Genomic DNA, 22,750 nt, shown 5'->3' with positions numbered 1-22,750 from the left:
GTGCCGCCGGCTCTCCTGGGAGTACCGCCGATGTCCGTCACCGCCGCCGAAGGCTGGGTCCGACAGGCCAAGGAGCAATCCTGGCTGTCGAAGCTGTTCGACTGGAAGCCCTTCCTCGTCGTGATGTGCCTGCTGCCTGCCCTGGGCCTGCTGATGGTCTTCCTGACCTATCCACTCGGCCTCGGCATCTGGCTCGCCTTCACGGACACCACCATCGGGCGCAGCGGTCGCTGGGTCGGCATCGAGAACTTCGAGTTCATGATCGAGGACCCGATCTGGTGGAATGCCGTCTTCTACAGCGTGTTCTACACGGCGGTCGCGACGGTGGGGAAATTCGGGCTCGGGCTGTGGCTCGCGCTGCTGCTGAACAACCATCTGCCGTTCAAGTCGCTGCTGCGCGCCATCATCCTGCTGCCCTGGATCGTGCCGACGGTGCTGACGGCGGTCGCCTTCTGGTGGATCTACAATCCGCAGTTCTCGGTGATCTCCTACATCTTCATCGAGCTGGGGCTGCGCGAGACCAACATCGACTTCATCAATACCGCCTGGCCGGCGCGCTGGTCGCTGATCGCGGCCAATGTCTGGCGCGGCATCCCCTTCGTCGCGATCTCGCTGCTCGCCGGGCTGCAGACCATCTCGCCCTCGCTCTACGAGGCGGCGCTGCTCGACGGGTCCTCCGCCTGGCAGCGCTTCCGCTTCATCACCTTCCCGATGCTGCTGCCGATCCTCGCGATCGTGATGACCTTCAGCATCATCTTCACCTTCACCGACTTCCAGCTGGTCTACGCGATCACCCGCGGCGGGCCGGTGAACTCGACGCATCTGCTGGCGACGCTCGCCTTCCAGCGCGGCATTCCCGGCGGGCAACTGGGCGAGGGCGCCGCCATCGCCGTCTCGATGATTCCCTTCCTCGTCTTCGCCACGCTGTTCTCCTACTTCGCCCTCGCGCGGCGGAAGTGGCAGCAGGGCGAGGCGAACGACTGAGGAGGTGCCCCGATGAGCGCCACGACCGAAGCCCCCGAGACGCAGAACACCGCAGCCGCGGCGCCCGAGGCGATGTCCTGGGACAGCAGGTCCCGGCGCATGGTGACGATCTACCTGCCGCTGGCCTGCTTCCTGATCATCCTGCTGTTTCCCTTCTACTGGATGACCATCACGGCGTTCAAACCGAATGCGGAGCTGTATGACTACCGCACGCACAACCCATTCTGGATCACCTCGCCGACGCTCGACCACATCCGGCTGCTGCTGTTCGGCACCGCCTATCCGCGCTGGCTGCTGACGACGATGACGGTCGCCATCTGCGCGACCTTCCTCTCACTGCTGTCCTCGACGCTCGCGGCCTACGCGATCCAGCGCCTGCGCTTCAAGGGCAGCCAGTATGTCGGGCTGGCGATCTACCTCGCCTATCTGGTGCCGCCCTCGATCCTGTTCATCCCGCTGGCGACGATGGTCTTCCGGCTCGGGTTGTTCGACACGCCGCTCGCGCTGATCCTGGTCTACCCGACCTTCCTCGTGCCCTTCTGCACCTGGCTGCTGATCGGCTACTTCAAGTCGATCCCCTACGAGCTTGAGGAATGCGCCCTGATAGACGGCGCCACGCGCCTGCAGATCCTGCGCCAGATCACCCTGCCGCTCGCGGTGCCCGGGCTGATCAGCGCGGGAATCTTCTCCTTCACGCTTTCCTGGAACGAGTTCATCTACGCGCTCGCCTTCATCCAGAGCAGCGAGAACAAGACCGTGCCGGTCGCCATCCTGACCGAGCTGGTCACCGGCGACGTCTACCAGTGGGGCGCGCTGATGGCGGGTTCGCTGCTGGGCTCCCTGCCGGTCGCGATCTTCTATTCCTTCTTCGTCGACTACTACGTCTCCTCCCTCACCGGCGCGGTGAAGGAGTGAGGCTGCGCAACGCACAGGAGAGACAGCTTTGGCGAAGTACACCATCCTGACGCCGGCCGGCGCTTCCTTCACCACATCCGGCGGCGGCTACGACCACGAGATGGAGGCGCTCGAAGGTCTTGGCGCCGAGATCGTCGAATGCCCGGCGACCGAGGAAGGCTTCATCGCCGCCGCGCCGACCGCGGACGCGGTCTACGCCAAGGGCATGAAGTTCAGCGCGAGGATGATCGACGCACTGACGAAGTGCCGGCACATCGCGCTCGGCACCGTCGGCGTGGACTATGTCGATGTCGCCGCGGCGACGGCGAAGGGCATCCCGGTCACCAACTGCCCCGACACATTCATCGAGGAAGTCGCCGACCATGCGATGATGCTGCTGCTGGCGACGCACCGCCGCTGCATCGAGCAGGACCGCATGGTACGGGAGGGGCGCTGGTCCGAGGGCCGGCCGCAGCTTCTGCAGATTCCCCGCCTGATGGGCCAGACGCTCGGCTTCATCGCCTTCGGCCGCGTCGCGCGTGCGACCGCCCGCCGCGCCGCCGCCTTCGGCCTGCGGATGAAGGCCTTCGATCCCTTCGTCGAGGAACTGACCATGTCAGCCCTCGGCGTCGAACCGGCGAGCCTGTCGGAAGTGCTCTCGACCTCCGACTTCGTCTCGATGCATCTGCCGGACACGCCGGAGAGCCGCGGCTTCCTGAAGGAGCACCATTTCCGGCAGATGAAGAAGACGGCGCTCTTCATCAACACCGGCCGCGGGCCGACGGTGAACGAGGCGGCGCTGATCAGGGCGCTGTCGGAGGGCTGGATCGCCGGCGCCGGCCTGGACGTTTTCGAGACCGAGCCGACGCGGCAGGACAATCCGCTGCACGGGATGAACAACGTCATCCTCTCGCCGCACAATGCCTCCGCTTCCTCGCGCTTCGACCCGGCGCGCAAGCGGCGCGTGGGGCAGGAACTGGCGCTGACGCTGCAGGGGAAATGGCCGCTGTCCTGCGTCAACCCGACGGTCCTGGCGACGTCGACCCTCAGGCGCTGGCAGCCCTACGCGATGGAGCGCGGGCCGAACTCGTGAACCGCGCCCGGCGGGAACCTGCTCATTCGGACCGCGCGATGGACCTTGAGGAGCGTTGCCCTGCCGGGCGACCGCCGCGCGGCGCCCATCGTCGATGCAGCGCATCGGGGATGGGAGCCCGAAGGCCGAAGGGCCAGCCGAAACGGATTTTCCGCCACGCCGGGAAACGCTACACCGGCCGAGGATGCGGCAAGGAGCACACGACATGGCGGACGTGATCATCGACATTGGCGGCGAGATCTTCGAAGCCCATTACGAAGGCCGCGACGCCCCGAGGACCGTGGCCCGCTTCCGCGACTTCGTGCCCTACAGCAACCGCATCATCCATGTCCGCTGGTCCGGCGAGGCCTGCTGGATCCCGATGGGCGACTTCGACCTCGGCATCGGCTTCGAGAACGCGACCTCCTACCCCGCGCCCGGCCAGGTCATCGTCTACCCGGGCGGCGTCAGCGAAACCGAGATCCTCGTCGCCTACGGCCCGACCTGCTTCGCTTCCAAGGCCGGGCAGCTCGCCGGCAACCACGTGCTGACGATCCGCGAAGGGCTCGATCGCCTGGCCGTGGTGGGGCGCTCCGTGTTGTGGGACGGTGCGAAGCCGATCACCTTCCGGCCGGCGTGATGCCGGCCTGAGCCGGGTTGTTGGCCCTGCTGCACTGCGGTAGCCTCCGGCGACACACCGGAGGAAACCAAGCTTGTTCAATAAGTTGAGGCTTCCACGCCGCGCCGTCCTCGCTGCCGGCCTAGTAACCCCCGCGATCGCCCGGGCCCAGTCCTCGGCTTTCCCGACCCGACCGATCAGCCTGATCGTGCCCTTCCCTCCGGGCGGCACCACCGACATCTCGATGCGCGCTCTGGCCGAGGCGGCGGCCAAGCGCCTCGGCCAGCCCGTCATCGTCGAGAACAAGCCCGGCGCGGCCAACACGCTCGGCGCGGCTCAGGTCGCCCGGGCGCGGCCGGACGGCTACACGCTGACGCAGTTCCCGGCCTCGGCCATCCGCGTGCAGCTCCTCCAGCGCCTGCAATACGACACGCTGCGCGACTTCACGCCGGTCATCTGCGTCGTCGGCTATCCCTTCGTCGTCGTCGCCAAGGCCGGCCGGTTTCCCAATGGCTGGCGCAGCTTCGTTGAGGAGGCGCGCGCCAACCCCGGCAAGCTCTCCTTCGGCAGCACCGGCGCCAATGGCACGCCGCATGTCTACATGGCGGAGCTGATGCGCCGCGAAGGCCTCGACGTCACCCACATCCCGTTCCGTGGCGACGCCGACGGTTCGCAGTCGATGCTGGGCGGGCATATCGACCTCATGGCCGGCTCGACCAGCATGGCCGGCCTGGTCGAAAGCGGCCAGGCGGTGTTCCTCGCCGTCTGGACGCCGCAGCGCCTGCGCCGCTTCCCGGATGCGCCGACGCTGAACGACCTCGGCTACAATATGGTCGTCACGACGCCCTTCGGCATCATGGCTCCGGCCGGCCTGCCGCCGGCCATCACGCGCATCCTGCACGACGCCTTCAAGGCCGGCATGGAGGATCCGTCCTTCATTGAGATGCGCGACCGTTACGAGATGCTGCCCGAATACCGCAACAGCGCCGACTACGCCGCGCTGCTGCAGGAGATGGTGCAGCAGGAGACGGCCCTGATCCAACGGCTTGGCCTCCGCGCCGGCTGACGGGCGAGCGGCCGCCTTCCGGCCCCACCCGATCTTCGGTAGGAGAGCCCCCGCGTGGCCCGGGCGACTCGCGTCCGGGGGGAGTGGGCTTCACCGGGGTGGCTGGATGACGATCGGGATCGAGATGGGCAAGGCGGCCTCGGGCGAGGCGGCGCTTCTCGACCTCGAGGAACTGCTTTCGACGCGCCTGCTGGTGCAGGGCAATTCCGGTTCCGGCAAGTCGCACCTGCTGCGGCGGCTGCTCGAACAGAGCGCATCCTGGGTGCAGCAGGTGGTGATCGACCCGGAGGGCGACTTCGTCACCCTCGCCGATCGCCACGGTCATCTGGTGATCGACGCGGCGGATCATTCCGAAGGCGCGCTGCATCGCACGGCGGACATCGTGCGGCGGCACCGCGTCTCGGTGGTGCTGAACCTGGAATCGGTCGAGGTGGACGACCAGCTCCGCTGCGCCGCCACCTTCCTCAACGGGCTGTTCGAAGCCGATCGCGACGCCTGGAGCCCGGTGATGGTGGTGGTGGACGAGGCGCAGCTCTTCGCCCCCGCTGCCGCGAGCGAGGTGTCCGACGAGGCGCGCCGCCTCTCCCTCGGGGCCATGACCAACCTGATGTGCCGGGGCCGCAAGCGCGGCCTCGCCGGCGTCATCGCGACGCAGCGCCTCGCGAAGCTCGCCAAGAACGTGGCGGCCGAGGCGTCGAACTTCATGATGGGCCGCACCTTCCTCGACATCGACATGGCGCGTGCGGCGGACCTGCTCGGCATGGAGCGGCGCCAGGCCGAGATGTTCCGCGACCTGCCGCGCGGGAATTTCGTCGCCCTTGGCCCCGCCCTGTCGCGCCGCCCGCTCCCGGTGCGAATCGGCGCGACGGAGACGGCCACGCGCAGCGCCGGCCCGAAGCTGGTGCCGCCGCCCGACACCGCCGCGGTGGAACAGGCGCGCGAGCTGATCCTCTGCGCGCCCGAACCGGAGGTGCCGCTGCCGCCGCGCCGGCACCGCCAGCCGCGAGCGCCGGCGCCGGACATCCTGCAGCAGCTCGCGCAATACATCCCGCCGGCGGCGGAATCCCGCGCGGAACCAGCCGAGCCGTCCTCGCCGGAGGAGGCCTCGGAGCGCGACCGCAGGCTCGCCGCCATCCTGCGCCAGGTCATGGCCGACCCCGAAGCGCCCTTCCGCCCGCCGGCCGTGCTCTACCAGGATTTCCTGGTGCGCTGCCGGATCCAGGAGCTCGGCGGCGCGACGGTCGGACTGCCGGCCTTCCGCCGCATGCTCGCCAATGCCCGCGCCGGCATCGTCGAGGACGCGCCGGACGGCAGCGAATGGCCGCGCGCCGTGGAACGCGCGGAGGCGCTGCCGGAGGACGCGCAGGGCGTCTACCTGCTGCTCGCCCGCGCCGCGCTGGCGGGCGAGCCGTGCCCCTCCGACGCGACCATCGCGCGCGCCTATGGCAGCCGTTCGCTTGGCCGCGCACGGCGGCTGCTCACCTGGCTGGAGGAGCGTGGCGTCATCGTGCTGCGCGCGGAACGGGCTGGCCGGCGAGGGATCGCACTGGTCGGCCTCGGCTGGGAAACGGCCCCGGGCGACCCGGACGGGCCGCTCGAATCCATCGCCATGGCCTGACCCCCTGTCCGCTTCCCTCGCCGGGTCTCGGGGCGCGGGGAGCGGACAGCGAGGCGATCAGGGCAGCTTGCCCTGCGACACGCCCGCCGGCGCGGCGGTGCGGCCGCCATCCACCACGTACTGCGCGCCGGTGACGTTGCCCGCGAGGTCGGAGCAGAGGAACAGCACCACATTCGCCACTTCCTCGGCCGTGCCGTAGCGGCGCAGCGGGATTCCGGCGGTGTAGCGTTCCTCCACGCCTTCCGGATTGTTGGGCGAGACCTGGCGCGCGATGTCCTCGATCATGCGTGTCGCGATCGGGCCCGGGCACACCGCATTCACGCGGATGCCGAGCGGTCCGAGCTCGCCCGCCGCCACCTTGGTCAGTCCGATGACCGCGTGCTTGGAGGCGACATAGGCCGGCATGCCCGGCGTGCCGACCAGGCCGGCGATCGACGCCGTGTTCACCACCGCGCCGCGCCCCTGGCGGACCATCACCGGCAGCACGTGGCGGAGGCCGAGGAAGACGCCCTTCACGTTCACGCCCATCACCGCGTCGAAGACGGCTTCCTCGTATTCTGCGGTCGCTGCGATGCGGCCCTCGATGCCGGCATTGTTGTGGAAACAGTCGATACTGCCGAAGGCATCGAGCGCGGCCTTCACATAGGCCTGGACATCGGCCGCGCGCGTGACGTCGGCGATGCAGGCGATGGCGTCCTTCCTGCCGATCTCGGCGGCGACGGCCTCGGCGCCCCCGGCGTCGCGGTCCACCACCACGACCTTCGCGCCATGCCGCGCGAAGCCGAGGCACGCGGCACGCCCGATGCCGTTGCCGCCGCCGGTGACGACCGCCACCTTTCCCTTGAAATCCACCGTGCGCTTCCTCCGTTCCGCGTCGTTGTTCTCAGCTCTTCGCCGGCCCCCAGCGATAGACCTTCTGCAACGTGCCGCCCATCAGCACGGCGCGGTCGCTGTCCGTCAGACGATCGGTCACACGGAAGGCCTCGACGCCCTGAGCATAGGTCAGCAAGGCGACCGCGCGCGTCCAGTCCGTGCCCCACATGCAGCGATCGAGGCCGAAGGCGTCGAAGATGCGCGCCAGCGGGTCCCAGATATCCGCATAGGGGAAGGCCTGGTGCGACAGCGTGCAGGCGCCGGTGATCTTCACCACCACATTGTCGTGCGCGGCGAGCTTGAGCAGCTTCGGCAACTCGGCGAAGGGCTGCGGCGGCACCGGCGGCTCGAAAGGCTGCTGCAGGCCGAGATGGTCGATCACCAGCCGCGTTCCGGGGTGGCGCGCGGCCAGCGCCGCCACCTGGTCGAGTCGGCCCCAACACAGGAGATTGACCGGCAACCCGTGCCGCCCCGCCGCGGCGAGCACGCGGGCGATGCCGGGATCGGCGGGGTCTTCCGGCAGATCCCTGTTCAACATGATGCGCGCCGCGACCGCACCCTCGGTCGCCGCCCAATCGGCGATCACCTCCTCGACCGCGGGATCGGTGGTGTCCACCGGCTTCACCAGCGCGAAGCGGCCCGGATGGGCGCGCCGCACGCCGACCGCATAGCTGGCGTCGAAGCGGTACATGGTGAAGGCGGAGACCAGGATCGCCCCGTCGACGCCGACGGCATCCATGGCCTTCACCATCTCGTCACCGGTGACCTCGGGCGGCCCGTGCAGCACGCCGGCCCAGGGGCGCCCGGGATGGTCACGCTCATAGGCGTGCACCTGGGCGTCGATGATCGGCATGGCGTTCTCCCCCGCGGCAGCGCGTGCATGATCGCGGCGGACCGGATCGGGCCGAGCTGGCATCCGGCCCGAACGCTACGCAGGGGCGCGCGGACCATCAAGGCCGCCACCACCGTTACGCGATCCGACGCCGGCTTGCGGCGCATCGCCGGTCACGGGAGACTTCCGCCAGGCTGCGCAAGGCAGCCGCCGCGCCGCGATCCGGCCGCCCCTGAGGCGGCGGGACCGGCGCTTCCAGGGAGGATGGATCCGATCATGTCCGATGCCGCCGAGGAGATCGTGGTGGATGCGCTGATTGTCGGCGCGGGCTTCGCGGGTCTCTACCAATTGCTCTGCCTGCGCGACCGGCTGGGCCTCTCCGTCCAGGTGCTGGAGGCGGGGGATGGCGTCGGCGGCACCTGGTACTGGAACCGCTACCCCGGCGCCCGCTGCGATTCCGAGAGCCATTCCTACGCCTTCTACTTCTCGGACGATCTGCTGCAGGAGTGGAACTGGTCGGAGCGCTACCCCGCCCAGGCCGAGATCCTGCGCTACCTGAACCACGTCGCCGACCGCTTCGACCTGCGGCGCGACATCCGCTGCGGCACGCGCGTGACGGGCGCGGATTACGACGCCGCCGCGAACCGCTGGCATGTGCGCACGGATACCGGCGCACGCTATGCCGCGACCTATCTCGTCACCGCCGTCGGCTGCCTGTCTGCCGCCAACGTGCCCTCCATTCCGGGCCTCGACGGTTTCGCCGGGCGCTGGGTCCACACCGGCCAATGGCCGCAGGAGGGCGTGGACTTCACCGGCAGGCGCGTCGGCATGATCGGCACGGGTTCCACCGGCATCCAGGCCGCGCCGGCGATCGCCGAGACGGCTGCGCACCTCACCGTCTTCCAGCGCACGGCGAACTACAGCATCCCGGCCCGCAACGCCCCGCTCACCGAGGAGTTCAAGCACTGGGCCAAGGCGAACACGGCCGAGCTGCGGCGGCTGATGCACAGTTCGACCAACGGCCATCCCTTCCTTGTCGCCGACCGATCCGTCCACGACGTCTCGCCGGAGGAACGGGAAGCGATCTACCGCGCCGCCTGGGACCATGGCGGGCTGCGGTTCCGCGCGACCTTCCGCGACATCCTGACCGACAAGGCGGCGAACGATACCGCCGCGGACTTCCTGCGCGACCGCATCCGGGAAGTGGTGAAGGATCCGGGCATGGCGGCGATCCTGTCCGATATCGACCATCCCTTCGCCACCAAGCGCCCGCCGATCGACACCGGCTACTTCGAGACCTTCAATCGCGAGAACGTCTCGCTGGTGGACCTCCGCGCGACGCCGATCGAGCGCGTCACGCCCGCCGGCATCGTGACGCGCGACGGCACGGAGCATCCACTCGACATCATCGTCTTCGCCACCGGCTTCGACGCCATGACCGGCCCGCTGCTGCGCATGGATATCCGTGGCCGCGACGGTCTGGCGCTGCACGAGGCCTGGAGGGCCGGGCCGCTCACCTATCTCGGGCTGCAGGTGGCGGGGTTCCCGAACCTCTTCACCATCACCGGGCCGGGCAGCCCCTCGGTGCTGACCAACATGCCGGTCGCCATCGAGCAGCATGTCGAATGGATCACCGCCTGCATCGCGCATCTGCGCGCGAGCGGCCTCGCGCGCATCGAGCCGGCACCGGACGCCGTGGATCGCTGGGTCGCGCATGTCAACGAGGCCGCCGATGCGACGCTGCTGCCGCAGGCGGGGCATTCCTGGTACCTCGGTGCCAACGTGCCGGGGAAGCCGCGGGTGTTCATGCCCTATGCCGGCGGCATGGCGCGCTACCGGGCGATCTGTGACGAGGTCGCCGCGCGGGGCTATGAAGGCTTCGCCCTGAGCGCCTGACGGCGCGGGATTGCAGAGACGAGGCAGCACAGCATGAACGACCACGGCCCGACCGACGGGGCACTGACCTTCGAGGCGCGGCTCGATCGCCTGGCCGAGCTCGCGGTGCGCGTCGGCCTCAACCTCGCGCCGGGGCAGGAGCTGGTGATGACGGCGTCGGTCGAGGCGATCGACCTCGCGCGCCGCATCACGGAACAGGCCTACAAGGCGGGCGCGTCGCAGGTGACGACGCTGTTTTCCGACGACCGGGCCACGCTGGCGCGCTACCGCCTGGCGCGGGACGAGAGCTTCGACGTGGCGCCCGCCTGGCTGTTCGACGGCATGGCCACGGCCTTCCGCAACGGCGCGGCGCGGCTGGCGATCGTCGGCGACGATCCGTCGCTGCTCGCGGCCGAGGACCCCGACAAGGTCGCGCGCGCCAACCGGGCCAGGTCGGCGGCGTATCGGCCGGCGCTCGAGCTGATCTCCGCCACTGTCATCAACTGGACGCTCGTCGCCGCGGCGACGCCGGCCTGGGCCGCCGCGGTGTTTCCGAAGGAGGAACCGGCGGTCGCGCTGGCGAAGCTGTGGGATGCGATCTTCGCCGCGTCGCGCATTGACACGCCGGACCCGATCGCCGCCTGGGCCGGGCACAATGCCGCACTGATGACGCGCCGGAAGATGCTGAACGAGCGTCGCTACGCCGCGTTGCGGTTCCGCGGGCCGGGCACCGACCTGCTGGTGGGGCTGGCCGACGGCCATGCCTGGATGGGCGGCGCCAGCACGGCGAAGAACGGCATCACCGGCAATCCGAACATCCCGACCGAGGAGGTCTTCACCACGCCGCACGCGGCGCGGACCGAGGGCGTCGTCACGGCGACCAAGCCGCTATCCTACCAGGGCACGCTGATCCGCGACATCCGCGTGCGCTTCGAAGCCGGCCGCATCGTCGAGGCCAATGCCAGCAGCGGGGCCGCGGTGCTGGAACGCATGATCGGCACGGATGAGGGTGCGCGGCGGCTCGGCGAGGTGGCGCTGGTGCCGAATTCCAACCCGATCTCGCGCAGCGGGCTGCTGTTCCTCAACACGCTGTTCGACGAGAACGCGGCGAGCCACATCGCGCTCGGCCAGGCCTATTCCAAGTGCTTCGTGGACCAGGACCTGTCGGAACCGGACCTCGCCGCGCGCGGGGCCAACCGCAGCCTGATCCATGTCGACTGGATGATCGGCTCGGCGGAGACGGAGGTGGACGGGCTGGACGCGGAGGGCAGGGCGGAGCCGCTGATGCGCGGCGGGGAGTGGGTGGGGTAGGGGGCTCGCCGGCCCCATCTCTTCGGGGCGGGCGTGCCGCGCGCCGGCGTGCCCTTCCTGCGCGTTCACCCTGCGCGCAGCGCCGCGCACGGTTCGGCGCTGCGGCGTGATGCTGTGGGAGCCTTGCGGGACCGTTGCGGCACGGCGCGACCACATCCCGCAGGCTGCGGGCGAAATGCCCTGCGAACTCAAGGTGTTGGGATGAGTTGGCTGGAGGACCTGGGTTCGCACCTGCAGTGCCTCCCCTGGAGCCATGGTCAATGGCCTTTGGCGAAGCGATGGCGCGGACGGTGGAATTGTCAACGAGCCGGGCCGCTCCTTGCGATGGACCGCCCTCCATTGCGCAGACAGCCGCAATGCTTGCATGCTGAAGCAGCCTCACGGCTGTCGTGCCTACCATCTGCTGCCAGCGCGGGGGCCGCACTGCCGGCTCGAAGCAGCGACGGTGCAGATCGCATCTCGGCATTGGATGCAGCCTGACCCTGCCCCCTGAAAGCCCTCATCCATGAGCAGGTTCTGTGCTCCATTCGCCCCGATACGGGGCGGGTCGCAAGGGCTGCTGGGGTGAGCCTGTTCAGGCTCGTGTGCTGGCAGGTCGTGTTGTGGTCGGTCCTCGATGCTTCGATGATCCGGCGTGCCGCGGGCAGGCGGCCGAGCAGGTGCTCGTTGAGGCATTCGTCGCGGAGCCGGCCGTTGAAGGTCCCGACGGACCTGTTCTGCTGCGGCGTTCCCGGCGCGATGTGGGGCCAGCCGACATCACACTCCTGCCGCCAGCGCAGCATCGCGTGCGCGGTGAAGCCGGTACCGTTGTCGCTGACAGTGATCGCCGGACGGCGGCGCGCGCTCGAAAGCGGGGCGGATCAGCGCCGTCACCTTGCGGATGGTTCGGGACCGGGCGGTGCGCCTCAAGGTCGCGCCGGCGCCGGGTCAGGCGGCGAGGTCGCCGACCCCCGCGTAGAACAGCAGCGAATCAAGGTGGTGCCAACGGAAGGCGAAGCGCGTCAGCAGGTGCGCCTCGAGGTCTGCCGTGATGTCATCGCAGGCCAGCACGCCGCCCGGGCCGAGGCGGTGCAGCAGCGCAGGGATGTTGCGGTCGATTTCCCGCCGGTTGTGCGTCGCATCGCAGAAGATCAGCGCAAAGGGGCCCTCCGGCGCCACCGCGTGGAAGTCGCCGCGATGGATCTCGACAAGGTCGCGCAGGCCCTGCGCGGCGAGGTTGCGCTCCAGCGAGGCGATGGTCCCGCCCGGCTGATTGATGTGGCGGAGATAGCGGTCCGGATCCTTCTTGGTGTGCACGCTGGATCCGAACAGCGCCTTCCACTCCGCCTCCGAGGCGATGCCGTAGTCGACGGTGTGGAATGGGATGCGCTCGCCGCGCTCGCGCAAGGCGCGGGCGATCACCGAGGTGGAGCGCCCCACCCAGGGGCCGATCTCCAGGATCGGGCCGGGCGTGGCCAGCGCCAATTGGTAAAGCAGGTTGACCTGGTTGGCGGAGAACCAGCCCTCAGGCAGGTCCGCAAGAGCGAAAGGCAGCGCCCGATAGCCCAGCTTATTCACGACATTCCCAATGACGGTTTGAGGTGTGTCCGCGTGAACGATGATTGCGCCTCAGCCCAGCGCCGGCCGAACGGCGGGAAGCCATGCAGCCTACCTGGTGATCGTCACCATCGGATAGGGGCCGAGTTCGGCCAAGTCGCTCAGGGTGAAGCTGCTGATCCTTTGCCGCATGTAGTCGACCGTGGACCAGATGATATTCTGATCAATATTGTACCTGACGGCGCCCGCGCGGACAAAGGCATCGAGCGCCGCCTGGTTCAGCACCTCGCCGTAGAGACGGCCATGCGGGTTGTTGTTGATCAGCAGCAGCCCGGCTCCGAACAGGAACCAGGGGATGGCGGCCACCAGCGGCCGCTTCTTGATGTACAGGGCCAGGGTCAGGTCGCGCCCCTGCAGCTTCGAGACGAGGCCCATGCAGTCGGATCGGGTTGTCTGGTCGATATCGGACACGAAGATCGGCCTCTCATAGAGAGACTGTATCTGGCTTACGACGAAGTAACGGCCGAGCGTGTAGTAGGCGACGTCGCCAGGATTCTCGTCGGGGCTGTGGCTGAAGCCGACCCGGCCGCCCGCTGTGTAGCGCTCCAGCCGGGAGCGTGCGATTTCGGCCGCCTCCGCCGAGGGACTCAGCAGGTGCAGATGGTAGCCCGCCTCCTGCGTGTTGTGCAGGAAGCTCTGGATCGCGCGCTCATGGAACCGGTCAAAGTAGCGGATGTCGGCACAGCTGAAGACGATGTAGCGGCATTGCGTGCTCGCCACCGCCGCCAGCTGGATCTGCGGCGGTACTGCCTTCCGCGACAGCGCCGCCACAACCTCCCGCGGTGTCATGACGGTGAAGGCGCCGCGCAGGTCGGAATGCAGATGGGGCTTTGGCGCCAGAAGCGGATCCTGGTTGAACAGGCTGGCGCCGCACCGGCATCGGGCGATCATCGCACCCATGTCGCCCGCCGAGGCGTGCAGCACCGCGCGCGCCATCTGGGAATACAGATCCTCGGCACATCCCGCAGCCTCGTAGGCCGCGACCGATGCCCAGGCCGAGTCGAGGATCTCCGGCCTGATGATCGAGGGGAACACCCGCCAGTTCGCGGCGGGGGCGAGAGACGCATAGACCGAGGCCAGCAGCGGCAGCGAATTGGCGAAGGTCAAGGCCGACGGGCGGTACCGGTAGGCCGACAACCGTTCATCGATCCGCGACGCGACGCGTTCCGCGGTGGCCTGCGGCGCCACCAGCAGGGCGCGGAGGTCTGCCTTGAATTTGCCGAGAATGTATTCCTGTCCGGCAGGGACCAGCTGATGCCTGGCGGCCAGGGTGCCGCAGTCGCGCAGCCGCGCCAGGCCCTCAGCGGCATCCGGACGCTCAAGATCAAGCGGGCCTCCATCTTGCCGGATCAGGGACAGGAACTCACTCCGGAAATTCGGCCTGAACTCGGTCTCGGCGCTCATGCGTTCTCCTCCGCCGCACCGCCGCGACGTATGGGGGCATCAGGTCGGCAATGCCAGGGATGGGATTTGGGGAAGGGCGCATCGGGCGCGATCCGATGGCCTCCGGCGGCGGCGCTAGAGCGGTTTCCGTTCGCCTTGGCTCACGGCAACCGCTCCGGCCTCTTGCTTTCGCGAGCATCTTTACCCGATCGGGTGATTCCACCCGATCGGGATCTGATCTAGCTCGGCGGCCGCCCGGGCAGGCGCGTCAGGAACAGGTTGCAATAGCCAAGTCGCGGGAGGTCCACGACAGGCGTCGGCGCAAGGCCGTTCTCGACGACGAAGGCGGAGAACCCCATCTCGGCGAAGAACTGCGCGAGGAACGCCGTCGCGCCGGGATCGTCGCGCTGAGCCTCGGTATCCCATTCCATGATGATCTCGATATCCGGCACGGCGCGCAATACTTCGGCCGCGCCGCGCATCACCATCGCCTCTGCGCCCTCGACGTCGATCTTCAGCAGTCCGATGCGTCCGGGGTCGCGAATCACCTGCGCCAACGGTTTCACGGCGACCGGGAAGGTCTCGGTCCCCGCGACGCCCGCGCCCGGGCCGAGCAGGGATCCGTTCGAGGCGAGCTTGCCGGCGACATGCAGCAGCATTTCACCCTCGGTCTCCCCCAGCGCGAACTGGTGCGGGATGATCCGGGCGAGCGACCAGTTGATGCTGATGTTCTTCAGCAGCAGGGCGTGAATGCGGGGATTCGGCTCGATCGCGTGTACCACCGCACCGCCGCCGCGCCCGAGAAGCATCGCTGCGTTCACCGCGAAGTAGCCGATGTTCGCTCCAACATCGACGACGTCGCGGCCGGCTCGCAGCAATCGCGGCATGACGGCCGACAGGCTTGGCTCCCAGACCCGGTTGCCGATCATCTTCGGCGCCATGACGGTGTCTGATGCGGGCACGAGGAACCGCAGACCGGTCAGCATCTGCGTCAGCACGACATCGTCGCCCATGTAGACGCCGAAGGGCCCGACCAGCTTCTGCAGCCTTGCGATCTCTCGCTGGAGCCCGTCCAGCCGCTTCTCGATGCTGGCCATGCCCTTCTCGATCCGCGCGATCGCGCCGCTCATCTTGTCCTCGGCCCCGTCTGCAGAAGCGGTCATGTGCAGCCATCCTTACAAGGGTTCCGGGCGATGCGTCTCGCGATGGGCGCCCGATCGGCGCATGTCAGACGGCAAGGCAGGGTCGTCCGGCGCGCCGATGTCACGGAAACGCAGTCCCAATCGTCGCTCCCCGGTGGACATGTGCGTCGCCATCGGAACGGCGGGTGCGCCGCTTGTCCGCCGGAGAAGCGAAGCGGCGCCGCGTGCAGCGGCCGGACGGAGGATGCCGGGCGGGCATCATGGAACACCGCCCTGAAGCGCTGCCGCGGTGCTTCCGGTGGCCACGTGCCGCTGCAACGCGACGTGCCGCAATGCCCAGCCCGCGCCATCGAGCTCCAGGCGGAGCGCGCGGGTCCCCGGCGCGGGTGCGATGCCGAGTTCGACAGTCTTGCCCGAGACCGGTCCGCTCGCGGTCTCGGTTTCCCCGTCCGTGAGATACAGGTGGCATGGGGCGGACGCGCCGGCGGGATCGAGTTCGACCCTCACCTGCACCGCCTCTGCTGCGTCGAGCGGCAGGATGAGGTAGCCGCACGCACCTTCGAGCCGGAGGCCGCCGCAGGCTTCCTCGATCCACCCCGGTCCGCGCAAGGCTGCCGCAGGCGTCGCGGGAGGATCCATCGCCTGGGCAGGCGTCGCCGGGGCCGGGACCACGGGCGTTGATCTGGGGATGGCCGTGCTCGCCTCTCCGGCCAGGTGCAGCAGCCGGAAACGGCACGGCGGCGCACCGGGCATGCCGCCTGCCGGGTCGAGCAGGCGCAGTTCCAGGATGTTCTCGCCGTCGGCCCGGCTGAGCGCCGCTGGGATATCGCCGGCGTGCAACCGCAACCGACCAGGCCCGAAGCGTTGTCCGGCGGCGAGGGAGGTACCGTTCCAGAGCAGCCCGACGGCAATTCTCTCGCCCGGCTCCGGCGCGACCTCGAGTGTCACCGCAACTGACGTTAGCTGCGCGCCGGCTGCCAGCGGCACAGCCAGCATGGCGCGCGGGGCGAAGGCGTCGATGCGACCGGCCGAGGGTGCGCGCCAGCCCTGGCGCAGCAAGGACCTTAGCCCGCCATCGGGCCGATCGGTGAGCGCGAATTGCGGCGGGAGCGCGCCGCGCATGGCCTCGGCGATGCGCAGGCCGAAGGCCTGCCAGGACAGGCCTGCCGCCGCGCTCGCCACATCGGTCTCGACATCGGCCCGGGCGCGCCGGATCGCTGCCGCGGCCTCCTCGACCGAAGTGCCGACCGGCAGCAGCGCACCGTTGACGCCGTCATGCACCAATTCCTCGGCGAAGCCCGTCCGGGTGACGACCGGCAGGGCATTCGACATCAGCGCCTCCACGAGCGGGATGGGCCCGCCTTCGAGGAGGGCAACCGAGACATAGACGTCGATACGGGCGAAATGCTCCGGGTAGTGGTCGTAGCCTGTCTCGACGATCTCGATGTTCGGCAGCGCGCGCAGTTCCGGCATGCGTGGGTAGTTCGACCACAACAGGCCCTTGTTCTCGACCGAGGCTGCATCGGGCCCGAGGAGCAGGAAGGGCACGTCGGGCATCGCGCGGACGATGCCGAGGATCGTGTCCGGCGCCTTGCGCGCGTAATACGCGCCGACGAAGCCGACCTTCCCCGCGCCGCGCCGCTTCGGACGGAACAGCGCGGGGTCGGCGCCGCCATACACCGTCTCGACCCGTGCGCGGTCGACGCCGAGCGCACCGAGCAGCCGCGCATGGGCGGCATTGGCGGTGAAGATGCGTTCGGCGTGGCGCAGCGCGAAGACAGCTTCCTCGGCGCTGATGCCACGGCTGAAATCCGGATGGGTGAACCAGACGAAAAGCCGCGCCGCGTGCAGTTCGGGGTGCCGCGCCAGCGCCTGCGTGAAGATCCCGTAGTGGGCGAAGAAATAGCAGCGCGCGCGCGGCAGCCGCGTGGTGATCACCTCATTGCGCTCGGAATCGACGAAGCGGTAGCTCCAGCCGCTGGCCATGGCGATGGCGCGGCAGATCTTCTCGAGGATCCAGCCGCGCGAGCTGACATGCATCACGAAGACCACGTCGAAGGCGACCTGGTGGTCGGCCAGCGCGGAGGCCTGGGCCTTGCAGGCCACGATGCGTTGCAGGAGGGACATCGCGGCCATGCTCAGAAGGTCTCTCGCACCAGGACCGGCCCGACAAAGGACAGCAGGCGCCGTTGCCGTTCCTCCCAGGTGAAGGCGAGGCCAGCCTCGATGTTCTGCGCATAGCCACCGGGCCGGCGGGGGAACCGCCCGAAGGCCGTGGCGATCGCCGCGGCAAGCGCATCCGGCGCCGCGGGATCGTAAGCGAGGCCGGCGAGGCCTGCGCTGCGCACATGCGCGGTCGCGCTGATCTCGGCGGTGACGAAGGGCGTCCCGGACAGCAGGTATTCATAGAGCTTGAGCGGCGAGGTGATCGCCGCCCGCGGCCCCGGCGCGCGCGTCGCCAGGACGACGTCGGCGGCCTGCTGCAGCGTGCAGGCCGCATCATGGTCCTGGTACCCGATCAGCTTGAGGTTGCCGATGCCGCGTTCCTCGATCGCGTGGCTCCAGCGGGCCTGATCCGTGATGGAGCCGCCGGCCAGGACGAACATGACATGCGGCAGCAGCGCCGCTGCGCGCAGGATGTGCTCGATGCCGCGTTCATCGTGAAGGCCGCCGGCATAGGCCGCGAGGTGGCGGTAGCACGGACGCAGGAATGCGGCGCGCCAGCGCTCGGCCGCTTCCTCGCGCCGATGCAGCGCCGCGCGCGAGACGCCGCTGTCGAGGATCAGAAGGCGGTTCGCCGGCACCCCTTCGGCACGCAGCCGCCGCGCCACGGGCTCGGTGATTGCGACGATCGCGCGGCAGCTCGGCTGCTGGAGGAAGGGGCCGACCTGGGATGCGAAGCCCACCTGGTAGTCCTCGTCGTGTTCCTCATAGATCCAGTCGATCTTGCGCCTCGCGCATTCCAGCGCGATCGCGGGGTCGCGCGTATGCACCAGCCCGGCTTCGGGCAGCACCTGGCGGATGAACTGCCCCCCCGCGATCCAGTCCTGGCCGCGCGGGGCCTTCGGGTCCTGCAGCAGGGCGATGTCGAAGCCGCCCTCGACGCCATAGAGCCGTTCCAGTTCGCGCCGTGCCGCGGCCTTGCCGGCCGGATTCTCCACCCCATACGGGAAGGCCGACGGGCCGCCGACCAGCAGCGTCGGGATGCCAAGCGCCGCTGTGGCGGAGGCGGTGTTCGCGGCCCAGATCAGCCGGGCCCGCGCCGGCTGCAGGATCCGGTCTCCCGCCCGCGCCGTCACGACATAGCGGCCCGCCGACAGCGCGAAGGGCAGGGGCGCCTGCGTTGCTGCGGCCTGGACAGCGATCATCGCATCACCGTCGAATAGAGACGCGCCAGCGTCGCGGCATGTTCGAGATAGCCATGCGCGGTCGCGACATGGATCGCCTGCAGGCGGCGCTGGCCTGCGGGCGGCGGGTGGTCCCACAGGTCATGCAGCGTGGCGCGCATGGCGCCGACGTCGAGTGCCGGCACCAGCCGCGCGAAGGGGCCGAGGAACTCGCGATGAGCCGGATGGTCGGAGAGCATCAGCGGCGCCCCGGCGGCGCCGGCCTCGAGGGCGACGAGCGGCGCGCCCTCGGCCGTGGCGACATGGGCGAAGATCCGGCAGGCGGCATAGGCGGAGGCGAGCAACGCCGATCCGGGCGGCAGGCGCCCGGCAAAGATGACTTCCGCCCCGGCGGTGGCGCGGCAGGCAGCGGCGTAGTCGGCATCCGCTTCATGACCGAGCAGCACCAGCGGCAGCCCGCCGGCGAGCGCCGAGATCAGGCGCAACTGGTTCTTGCGCGGCTCGATCCGGCCGACGGCGAGGACGAAGCCGCGGCCGAGATCCATGCTCCAGCGCGCGGCAGCGTAACGCAAGAAAGGCGCCGGGTCGGCCGAGGCGAAAACGGGGGCTTCGACCGGGTTCGGCACGAGGGCGAGCGGCAGCGGCCGGCCCGCCAGATGCTCGCAGCATGCCGCTTCGGCCGTGCTGAGCGCAATCACGAGGTCGGCAAGGCCGAGCAGTCGCCGCACGAGCACCGTTTCGTAGTCGGGAATGCCGGGTATCGCTGCGCCTTCCACCGCCTCCCGCACGCCACTGCCCGGCAGCAGCAGCACGGGCGAGAAGACGACCGGCAGCCCGCGGCGCTTCATGCGGCGCAGCGCGGCATAGGCGTCGGCGAAGGGCCAGATGTTCACGATATGGGCGAGCCGCTGCGGTACGTCGTCGTGCACCAGCGCCGCATCGAGCCCAAGCGCGCGCAGGGCTGCCACGGTGCGCGGCACCCGCACAGTCGGGCCGCCGCAATCGGTGCCCGCCGCTTCGGCCAGCACGAGACCGATGTCGCAGGTCGGATGAGCGACCGTCCGCGCCGCGGGGTTCACACCGCCTCCGCAGGGTGGGTTCCGGCCAGCGCGAGGCGATCGCGGAAGCTGCGCGAAGTGAGCAACCTGCCGCCGCCTGAGAAGGCAACCCCGACGAACCAGCCCGCGGGGCTGCCGTCGCCGCCGGATTCGAGCGTATCGACCGCCAGGCTGATCGCAACGCGGTGCGTGCCGGCCGACCAGCTCCGTTCGAAGCAGGCGCTGGAGAGCGAGCCCGGGTGGAACCGCACCGGGATGCTCAAGGGAGAGGACGCCATCGCCTCGGTCGTCAGCGTCGCAGTCACGGCCTGGGCGGCGAGGCCGCCGCGCAGGCCGATGTGCAACCGGCAGGGGCTGTCCGCCTCCATTTCGTCGACGGCGATCGTCAGGTGCAGCACTGCGCCCGGTCGCGTGAATGGCACGCCATGCTCGCAGGGCAGGCCCCAGCCCGCCGTCGCGCAAGCAAGCGCCGGCAGGGCTGCGGCCAGCGACGGCACTTGCCGATCGATGCCGTTGAGCGCCGCGAAGTGGCCCGTCCGCAGCATCGGGATGGGCGGCCGCGGCGGTTCCATCGATACGCGTGCCGCCGCCGCGAGGATCTGCTGCGCGACCTCATGCCAGGAGCGCAGGCGGCGGTTGCGCAGCAGCGTCAGTTCCAGCGCCCCGCGATGTGCCGTGTCGAAGCACAGGCGCGCCAGCACGTCGCGCAGCCTGCCGAAGTCGCCGGGTTCATAGAAGGCGGCGCATCCGGCGCCGGCTTCGAGAAGCCCCGAATGCGCCGGCACCACGGGCACCCGGCCATGCGCGATGCTCTCGGTCACCGGCAGGCCCCAACCCTCATGGCGGCTCGTGCACACCGTGAACAGGCAGCCGTCATACAAGGCGTCGAGCTCTGCCTCACTCACATCGTGCAGCAGGACGACATGGGGCGCCAGCGCGGGGTCGGCGATCTGCGCCTCGATGGCCGCGAAATCGCCCCAGCCGCGCCGGCCGACGCACACCAGTAGCGGTATCGGCCCGCTCGCCGTGGTGGCGATGTCGCGCCAGGCATCGAGCAGCGTCGCGTGATCCTTGCGCGGCTCGAAGGTGCCGACCGCCAGCACGAAGGGGCGCCCGATTTCGCGCTGGCCGACCACGATCGGCGAATTGCCTGTGCTTCCTGAACGGCGCCGCGCGGCATCGAGATGCACGATCTCGACGGGTTGCGGCAGGGCGCCGAACAACCGTGCCTGAAAGCGGCGGAGATCCGCGGCGGTCGCGCGCGAATTCACGAGGAAACCGTCAGCGCCTGCCCCGAGCGTCGAGAACCATCCGGCGAAGTCGCGCACCGTTCCTGGGTTGCACAGCTCGGGGTACAGCAGGGGAATGCAGTCATGCACGAAGGGGATGTAGCGAAGCCCCGCCTGGCGCGCGCGGGCCACGGCGAGGGCGTGTCCCGGAAGCGCCCAGCAGGCGCCGAGCATCACCAGAACTTGGCCGGGCCGCAGGGTCGCCATGGGCGCAGCGCGGATCGCATCGAGAAGCCCTTGTCCGCCCATGGGCGCGTCGCTTGTCTCCGGCGCCTCGAAGTGGCGGACGAGCGCTTCGAAGAGATCGGTGGCCAGCCAGTGCCAGGCGCCACTTTCCGGCCGGAAGGCCAGCACGGCGACGACGCGGGGGTCGGGAGCCGACAAGGCGGCGCGCACCACCTCGATCTGCACGCGTTGCAGGCCTGTCGGGCGCCGGGCTTCCGTGAGATGCGCCACGAGGTCGCTGATGTCGAGCAGCAGATCGGGCAACAAGGGGTCTGGCGGCGCGAGTTCCGGCACCGGGCCGTCCCAGTCCGGCAACAGAACGGCCGGCGGCGGCCCCGCCTCGGCCACCCCCTCCGCTTCGATGGCGATGTCCTGCGGCCGTGGATTGGGAATGGTGGCGTCTGCGTCATGGGCCGGATGCTCCGCGTCCGCGAGCGGGATTGACGCCCAGACGGCCAGGAGTTCACGTTCAGCATCTTCGTATTCGGGGTCGATGCGCAGTGCGGCATTGTAGCTGGCAACCGCCTCGGCGGAGCGGCCGAGCAATTTCAGCGCGTGTCCGATCTGAACCTTCAGATCCGGATTGTCCGGAGCAAGGATTTCGGCCCGCCGATAGAGCCGCAATGCTTCCTCCTGGCCGCCCGCTTCCTTCACGCAATGGCCAAGCTGGACGATGATCGGCCAATCGGTCGGCATGACGGCAAGGTAGGCGCGATAGCTGGAGGCGGCGGCCTCCCATCGCTTGGCGTCGCGATGCCGGTCCCCATCCTCCCTCAAACGCTCGGGATCTGCGGTAAGGGGCAGCAGATCCTGTGATGACGCACCGTCAAGACCATCGCCTGCGGCAGTAGATGTTTCAGACATGCTGCGCAGTCGCATTCCGGGAATCGAATCGGACGGAAGTTATGCCGGGTGTCATTTGCGTGCGCTACGGATGCTCGAAGGCTGAGTGGATCTGGATCATTTCAGTATTATGATCAATCGTTTTCTAATGTTAGCATAATCCTTGGCATCTTGCCAAACCGTTGATAATATCAAAACTTTCCTTTCAGAGCGCGCTTGGAACGTCCGGTACCGGAGGTGGAAAGGCGCCGCGAGGCGCGTTTCCAAGCGGCTTCTCAGAGCCAGGATGGGTGGTCTGAACCGCCCCGGGTCTGCCGGAGGCTGATTGGTTCGAGTCAAACTGCCGGGAGAAGGTTCTCCTGGGCGGCGCAGTCGAGTGCTTCGGCCTCGGCGGGCGGGATGTTGCCGATCGGCTCAAGCAGCCGCCGATGGTTGAACCAGGTCACCCATTCGCGGGTGGCGAATTCCACGGCCTCGAGCGACCGCCAGGGGCCGTGCCGGTGGATGATCTCGGCCCTTGTGTGGGACGTACGATGCAAGGCCGGCCCTGGCGTCTGGGATGGCACGAAGGCCTGCCTCAATGGGGTGCTCGGGTCCCGGAACCAGCGCGTGCGGAGGCTGGCCACCACCTCGGAGACCTCTGCGAAACGCCTTGGTGAGTGGATGATGGGGTGATTCGCTGAGCCTCGTGAAGGCTGAGGCGAGGCATCGATGGGTCAGCGA

At 69.1% G+C, this 22,750-nt stretch carries 17 protein-coding genes and 2 pseudogenes; 8 read left to right on the top strand and 11 right to left on the bottom strand.

Features of this window, described 5'->3' with window-relative positions; all coding sequences use genetic code 11:
• Positions 1–30: 30 nt before the first annotated feature.
• From GXW74_RS12570 to GXW74_RS12545, 6 genes are all read left to right on the top strand, one after another.
• The gene (locus GXW74_RS12570; RefSeq protein WP_211846859.1) at positions 31–984 is read left to right on the top strand and encodes a carbohydrate ABC transporter permease; all 954 of its coding nucleotides are present in this window, start codon (positions 31–33) and stop codon (positions 982–984) included.
• Positions 985–996: 12 nt separating this feature from the next.
• Entirely contained in the window at positions 997–1,899 is a 903-nt protein-coding gene (locus GXW74_RS12565; RefSeq protein ID WP_211846858.1) for a carbohydrate ABC transporter permease, read from the top strand.
• Positions 1,900–1,927: 28 nt separating this feature from the next.
• On the top strand, positions 1,928–2,971 hold the full coding sequence (locus GXW74_RS12560; RefSeq protein WP_211846857.1) for a C-terminal binding protein: 1,044 nt from the start codon (positions 1,928–1,930) through the stop codon (positions 2,969–2,971).
• A gap of 205 nt (positions 2,972–3,176) precedes the next feature.
• Positions 3,177–3,590, top strand: a complete 414-nt coding sequence (locus GXW74_RS12555) for a DUF3830 family protein (protein ID WP_211846856.1) — start codon at positions 3,177–3,179, stop codon at positions 3,588–3,590.
• A gap of 187 nt (positions 3,591–3,777) precedes the next feature.
• Positions 3,778–4,635, top strand: coding sequence for a tripartite tricarboxylate transporter substrate binding protein (locus GXW74_RS12550; RefSeq protein ID WP_211846855.1), 858 nt, complete (start codon positions 3,778–3,780; stop codon positions 4,633–4,635).
• Positions 4,636–4,741: 106 nt separating this feature from the next.
• Positions 4,742–6,253 (top strand): helicase HerA domain-containing protein, encoded by a 1,512-nt coding sequence (locus GXW74_RS12545; protein WP_211846854.1) that lies wholly within the window; start codon positions 4,742–4,744, stop codon positions 6,251–6,253.
• Between the two features lie 57 nt (positions 6,254–6,310).
• Here GXW74_RS12545 and GXW74_RS12540 read toward each other — a convergent pair whose 3' ends face one another.
• Together GXW74_RS12540 and GXW74_RS12535 are read right to left on the bottom strand one after the other, a co-directional pair.
• The gene (locus GXW74_RS12540; RefSeq protein WP_211846853.1) at positions 6,311–7,105 is read right to left on the bottom strand and encodes an SDR family NAD(P)-dependent oxidoreductase; all 795 of its coding nucleotides are present in this window, start codon (positions 7,103–7,105) and stop codon (positions 6,311–6,313) included.
• Positions 7,106–7,136: 31 nt separating this feature from the next.
• Entirely contained in the window at positions 7,137–7,979 is an 843-nt protein-coding gene (locus tag GXW74_RS12535; protein ID WP_211846852.1) for an amidohydrolase family protein, read from the bottom strand.
• 255 nt (positions 7,980–8,234) lie between these two features.
• Here GXW74_RS12535 and GXW74_RS12530 point away from each other — a divergent pair, with 255 nt between their 5' ends.
• Both GXW74_RS12530 and GXW74_RS12525 read left to right on the top strand, forming a co-directional pair.
• Entirely contained in the window at positions 8,235–9,854 is a 1,620-nt protein-coding gene (locus GXW74_RS12530; protein WP_211846851.1) for a flavin-containing monooxygenase, read from the top strand.
• Positions 9,855–9,887: 33 nt separating this feature from the next.
• Positions 9,888–11,144 (top strand): aminopeptidase, encoded by a 1,257-nt coding sequence (locus tag GXW74_RS12525; RefSeq protein WP_211846850.1) that lies wholly within the window; start codon positions 9,888–9,890, stop codon positions 11,142–11,144.
• A gap of 542 nt (positions 11,145–11,686) precedes the next feature.
• Here GXW74_RS12525 and GXW74_RS28765 read toward each other — a convergent pair.
• The 9 genes and pseudogenes from GXW74_RS28765 to GXW74_RS12480 form a co-directional block, all read right to left on the bottom strand.
• Positions 11,687–11,968: pseudogene (locus tag GXW74_RS28765) on the bottom strand (integrase core domain-containing protein); the annotation flags it as partial.
• Positions 11,969–12,071: 103 nt separating this feature from the next.
• The gene (locus GXW74_RS12515) at positions 12,072–12,701 is read right to left on the bottom strand and encodes an O-methyltransferase (protein ID WP_211846848.1); all 630 of its coding nucleotides are present in this window, start codon (positions 12,699–12,701) and stop codon (positions 12,072–12,074) included.
• 90 nt (positions 12,702–12,791) lie between these two features.
• Positions 12,792–14,144 (bottom strand): hypothetical protein, encoded by a 1,353-nt coding sequence (locus tag GXW74_RS12510; RefSeq protein WP_211846847.1) that lies wholly within the window; start codon positions 14,142–14,144, stop codon positions 12,792–12,794.
• 218 nt (positions 14,145–14,362) lie between these two features.
• A complete protein-coding gene (locus GXW74_RS12505; RefSeq protein WP_211846846.1) occupies positions 14,363–15,286 on the bottom strand; it encodes an FkbM family methyltransferase in 924 nt (307 codons plus the stop codon).
• A 237-nt stretch (positions 15,287–15,523) separates the two neighbouring features.
• On the bottom strand, positions 15,524–17,392 hold the full coding sequence (locus GXW74_RS12500) for a glycosyltransferase (protein ID WP_211846845.1): 1,869 nt from the start codon (positions 17,390–17,392) through the stop codon (positions 15,524–15,526).
• An 11-nt stretch (positions 17,393–17,403) separates the two neighbouring features.
• Positions 17,404–18,633: a glycosyltransferase gene (locus GXW74_RS12495; RefSeq protein ID WP_211846844.1), complete on the bottom strand. Its 1,230-nt coding sequence runs from the start codon at positions 18,631–18,633 to the stop codon at positions 17,404–17,406.
• Positions 18,630–19,691 (bottom strand): glycosyltransferase, encoded by a 1,062-nt coding sequence (locus tag GXW74_RS28635; protein ID WP_211846843.1) that lies wholly within the window; start codon positions 19,689–19,691, stop codon positions 18,630–18,632. The genes GXW74_RS12495 and GXW74_RS28635 overlap by 4 nt, the downstream gene beginning before the upstream one ends.
• The gene (locus tag GXW74_RS12485; RefSeq protein WP_211846842.1) at positions 19,688–21,961 is read right to left on the bottom strand and encodes a glycosyltransferase family 4 protein; all 2,274 of its coding nucleotides are present in this window, start codon (positions 21,959–21,961) and stop codon (positions 19,688–19,690) included. Before GXW74_RS12485 ends, GXW74_RS28635 begins: the two co-directional genes overlap by 4 nt.
• A 401-nt stretch (positions 21,962–22,362) precedes the next feature.
• Positions 22,363–22,545: pseudogene (locus GXW74_RS12480) on the bottom strand (IS3 family transposase); the annotation flags it as partial.
• Positions 22,546–22,750: the final 205 nt, after the last annotated feature.

The organism is Neoroseomonas eburnea (genome assembly GCF_018129005.1).
Lineage (GTDB): Bacteria > Pseudomonadota > Alphaproteobacteria > Acetobacterales > Acetobacteraceae > Neoroseomonas > Neoroseomonas eburnea.
Note: the sequence above shows the minus strand (reverse complement) of the source record. Positions and strands in the feature narration are given on the sequence as shown.